This is a genomic window from Mesotoga sp. HF07.pep.5.2.highcov (assembly GCF_003666285.1).
In the GTDB taxonomy this organism is placed as follows: Bacteria; Thermotogota; Thermotogae; order Petrotogales; family Kosmotogaceae; genus Mesotoga; species Mesotoga prima.
Window position 1 is genome coordinate 1 of sequence record NZ_JFHJ01000712.1, and the last position, 4,650, is coordinate 4,650.

Annotated in this window: 3 protein-coding genes and 1 pseudogene; all 4 read left to right on the forward strand. The window is 44.0% G+C overall.

Features of this window, described 5'->3' with window-relative positions; genetic code table 11:
* Positions 1-1,722: pseudogene (locus BG32_RS15165) on the forward strand (alpha-2-macroglobulin domain protein); the annotation flags it as partial.
* A complete protein-coding gene (locus BG32_RS15170; protein ID WP_121527084.1) occupies positions 1,719-2,276 on the forward strand; it encodes a hypothetical protein in 558 nt (185 codons plus the stop codon). The pseudogene BG32_RS15165 and the gene BG32_RS15170, both read left to right, overlap by 4 nt.
* On the forward strand, positions 2,260-4,056 hold the full coding sequence (locus BG32_RS15175; protein WP_121527085.1) for a M3 family oligoendopeptidase: 1,797 nt from the start codon (positions 2,260-2,262) through the stop codon (positions 4,054-4,056). Before BG32_RS15170 ends, BG32_RS15175 begins: the two co-directional genes overlap by 17 nt.
* Positions 4,057-4,143: 87 nt before the next feature.
* Positions 4,144-4,650 (forward strand): MATE family efflux transporter (locus BG32_RS15180; protein ID WP_259459803.1); only part of this gene is annotated, 507 nt, incomplete at its 3' end.

Genomic DNA, 4,650 nt, shown 5'->3' on the forward strand with positions numbered 1-4,650 from the left:
AACAAGACTCTCGAATTCTCAGAAAACTCTGCAGGAACGATTACGATTTCTTCCACAATTGATCCTATTCTTCTGGAGGCGGTCAGGTATTTGGTAGATTACCCTTACGGGTGTGTCGAGCAAACGATGAGCAGACTGCTTCCCGCACTAGCAGCTTCTCAGCTATTGGAAGAAGCGGATACTGCTTTCATCAACAAGGTCTCAAGAGTGGTAAGTGAAGGACTTGAGAGGTTATATGGGTATCAGCATTACGATGGAGGCTGGGGCTGGTGGAAGGACGATAACTCCACGCCATTCATGACCGCGTATGTGATGTTGGGTTTGTATCTCGCTACAGAGAACGGTTATGTTATCAATAAAGATGTGGTATCTATGGGCTATTCTGAGATGAAAACTCTCTACAAAGAAGATCCAGATCCCTTCCTTCAATACGTGATAGTTCTCTTCAGCAGAAAACTGAGGGATCCCGTAGGTTCTGTCGTCGATTTCAAAGGTGACGTTCCTTCGATAATTCTGACTTCGCTGGCCTACGAAGCGTTGAACATGGACGACAAGGCTGAAGATCTAATTGAAGAAGCGATGGAATACGTAGATCTGGATGCAGACGACGTGATTTCCGGGACCAGTTTTGATTATTTCTTCGACGATATAGTTACTTTGTCTCTGCTTCTGAAGGCTTCGGTAGATCTGGAGATGCCTTCGGAGGACATCTTTGAGATTTCGAAGAGACTTCTGAGGATGGGTAACGGAAGCTACTGGTATAGAACATCGTCAACGGCGCTGGCAATTCTGTCTCTGTCTTCCGTGAGTAGCTCGCTTTCGGAAAACGCCCAAGTGGAAGTTTCATTGATCGGCGGAGAAGTTCTTTACAGCGGTGGGCTTTCTGAATCAATTACAATCCCATTTTGCGAAGAGAACGTAATTGTCGAAAGCTCAGAAATGGTAGCTGTCTCAGTAAATGGTGAGAAAGCAGTGGCAGCTGAGGAGATAGAACCTGAAAACTCGGGTTTGATCGTCAAAAGAGTTCTGAGAAGGAAGCTCGCCGTTCCCATGGATGACACTCATGTCCTTACAACACCGCAGATTGATTCACCATACGTTGTTTCGTCCATTAAGACCCTATCACCGGATGAAGTTGGTTCTCTCGAGATAAATGTATCGAAGACGGTTGAAAACATGCAGATTTCAATCAAAGACGGAGAGCTGCTTCTTGGAGAATACGGATTGGGTCTTAAGGTGTATGAAGGCGATGTTCTGGGAATCAGCAACGGCGAGATAATTATCAGAGCCTTTGAAGAGAGCTACTATGATGAACCGACAGTCGAGATCTATTCAGTTAGACTCGGTACCCCAGGTTCTCTTACCGCTGGTGAAACAATAGTCTCTGAGGTTCACATTAAGATTCCGGAAGACGTTCCTTACGTGGTTGTCGAAGATATGCTGCCGGCAACCGGAATATCCGTTGAGGAGAATCTGGAAGCAGACGTGCTCGGGTACACGAAGTTCTATTACTTCGACTACTACTGGTGGGGCTACACATTCAAAGACGCAAGATACGACCGAATTGCCTTCTTCTTTAGGGAAGGAGGAGAGTTTGTTACGAAAAACAGCTGGAGGATACTCACCAGTGGTGAATTCATAATTCCACCGGTTCAGGCATGGGCAATGTACGATTCGAATTACCGGGCAAATACCGAATCTATAGTGCTGGTTATCGAATGAAATCTCTGGCATTGGTGGCATTTCTATTTTTTGGAATGACAGTTTTTTGCTTCACAAGCACATTCGTTTCATGGGAAATGCCGGAACTTGAAGAATATAAAGGTCTTCTTGAAAGGCTCGTAGGCAAACCCGTCACGGGAACTTACCGCTTAATAATCGCTTCATCGACCGGAGAGTTCATGGAACTCTCCGGCCTAGGCTATTGGTTCATTGCAGCTGCAGAAGATAGCACGATCTTTGTTCAGCCTCTGAGTTTGGTCCCGAATTTGACGCAAACGGTGGCTCACGAAATGTGCCATCTCTTTCTCAGGCAGTATCGATTGCCCTACTGGTTAGAAGAAGGAATAGTGTGTTACGTAACGGGGGAATGGATTGGTCGAAAAGAGCTGATACTCGACCGGGTGGAAAGCCTGGATTATTCAGAGATGGATTTCATGACATACAGATCTTACAGCTTCAGCTGCTGGGTAGAAGTCTCGAAAATTCTAAGAGAAAGAACGTTCGGAGAACTGGTTGTTGCACTTGGAGAAGGGGTTGATGAGCAAGTTGAATGAACGGAAGATAATAGAATGGGATCTGACAAGGCTTTACGCTTCGCTTGATGACGAGACTATTTTTGAAGACATCAAGACCGTCCTAAGAGAAAAGGATGAACTCGTCAGAGATTACAGGGGAAGGATCTCAGGTGAAAATATTAGTGCTCGTGAACTGAGGGGGTTGCTTGAAAAATCGGAGTCTCTTCTGAATCGTGCCGGCAAGCTGTCGATGTTCGCTTATCTAAATCATTCTGTTTTAACAGCAGATTCAGCGACTCAAAAACTAGTTCGTAAAATGGACGATCTAGAGGCGGCGCTTGAAAGTGGACTGATGTTTATTAAGCTTGAACTGGCGCGAGTTTCAGACGACTTCTTTTCAGAGTTGAATGAATGTGATGAGTTGAAGAACTACAGACATTACTTCGATCTTGTTCGAGCGTTGAGAGACCATCAGTTATCGGAACCCGAGGAAGACATAATAGTAAGGAAAGACATTACGGGGAAAATGGCTATGCTGAATCTCTTTGACGAGTTTACCTCGACTTTCGAATACAGAATCTTTATTGATGGAGAAGAGAAGGTCCTTACCGAAAGCGAAGTCGAGAATCTAAGAAGCCATGGAGATGAAGGGATAAGGAAAAAGGCATTTGAAAGCCTCTTCAGAAAAACAGAGGAAAATAGTGTTATTTTGACGAACATCTACAACTCCCTCGCCAAGGACTGGGATCTTGACGCAAGCAAAAGGCACTTCTCCTCTCCAATTTCAATGAGGAACATTGAAAACGAGGTTTCAGATGAATCCGTTCAGAATCTTATAGACGCGACTACGCAAGGTTATTCTATCGTGCAGGATTACTACCGTTTGAAGGCCCGTGTCATGAACAAGGAAATCCTTCTTCACAGCGACATCTACGCACCGCTCGCAGATTCGAGAGATATATTTAGCTGGCAGGAAGCGAAAAATATGATACTTGAAGTAATGGGGAATTTTGATTCCCAAAGTGGACGAATTATTTCCGGTTTTTTCGATGATGAATATATTCATGGATCGATAATTCCTGGAAAACGTAGTGGCGCATTTTGTTATTACGCCTCACCTGAAGTCCACCCCTATGTCCTTGTGAATTTTGGCGGAAAAACTAGCGATGTTTTGACGTTGGCACATGAGCTGGGTCACGGCTTGCATGGCGTGCTTTCTTCAAAACAGACTCATCTTAACTACGAGACGCCTCTCACCATGGCTGAAACCGCTTCGATTTTTTCGGAGATGCTTATGACTGATTTTCTTCTGGACAATATTAGTGGAAAGGCGGAAAAACTTTCGCTTATCTCAAAAAGAATGGAAGAGATACTGGCCTCGACGGCGAGACAAAATATGTTCACACGATTTGAGATGGCTGCCCACAGTATTATCTCTAGGGAGTTTCTTTCGTTCAAAGAGCTGTCTGATCTGTACTTTGAAGAACTAAAGCTGATGTTTGCAGACACTATAGTATTTTTTCCTGAAAGTAAATTCGAATGGGCTCGCATACCACATATCTTTCACACGCCTTTTTATTGTTATGCCTACAACTTCGCTCAGTTGCTGGTTATCTCACTTTACAGGATGTACCTTGAGGACGGGGATGTGTTCAAGCGAAGGTATATACGACTGCTGGAGAGCGGTAGTTCAGACTCACCGGAGATTCTGCTGAAATCAGTTGGAATAGATATTTCCGAGCCTTACTTTTGGGAAAATGGACTTCACTTCATCCAGGAGAATTTTCTGGAAAGATTGCGGGACATAATCGATTCCTGATAGTATATGTAGGTTATAATTTCTGTGTTCTGATGGATAGAATTTTCCTTTTTGCGTCTCTTTTCAAGGGTAACATAGGGGGCTTAAATGGCAAGAGATCTTACTCAGGGCAACATTCTGAAAAATCTTCTCGTGATGTCTGTTCCTACAATGATTGGATTCAGTGCACAAATGGTCTACGACATAGTGGATATTTTCTGGATAGGTCGAATCTCCGGTGAAGCCATTGCGGGAGTCACCATCTTCACCACTCTCTTCTGGATTGTAGACATTCTTAATTCAATTATCGGTCAGAGCTCTGTTTCGTTGATTTCACAGAGCTTTGGAAAGAAGGATTTAGAAGGGACGAACAGGGCGATAGAACAGACCATTACTTTCAAGTTCATAGTTGCGTTGATTTCCGCACTGTTAGTTGCTGCATTTCTAAAACCTTCTCTAGGTTTTTTCAGCAACGATCCGACAGTAATAACAGCAGCTCTAGATTACGGTTATATCCGGTTGTTCTTCCTGCCGATGATGTTCTCATCTTACTCCGTTAATACGGCTTTAAGATGCATAGGCGACGCGAAGAGTCCGATGTACATAATGATGATG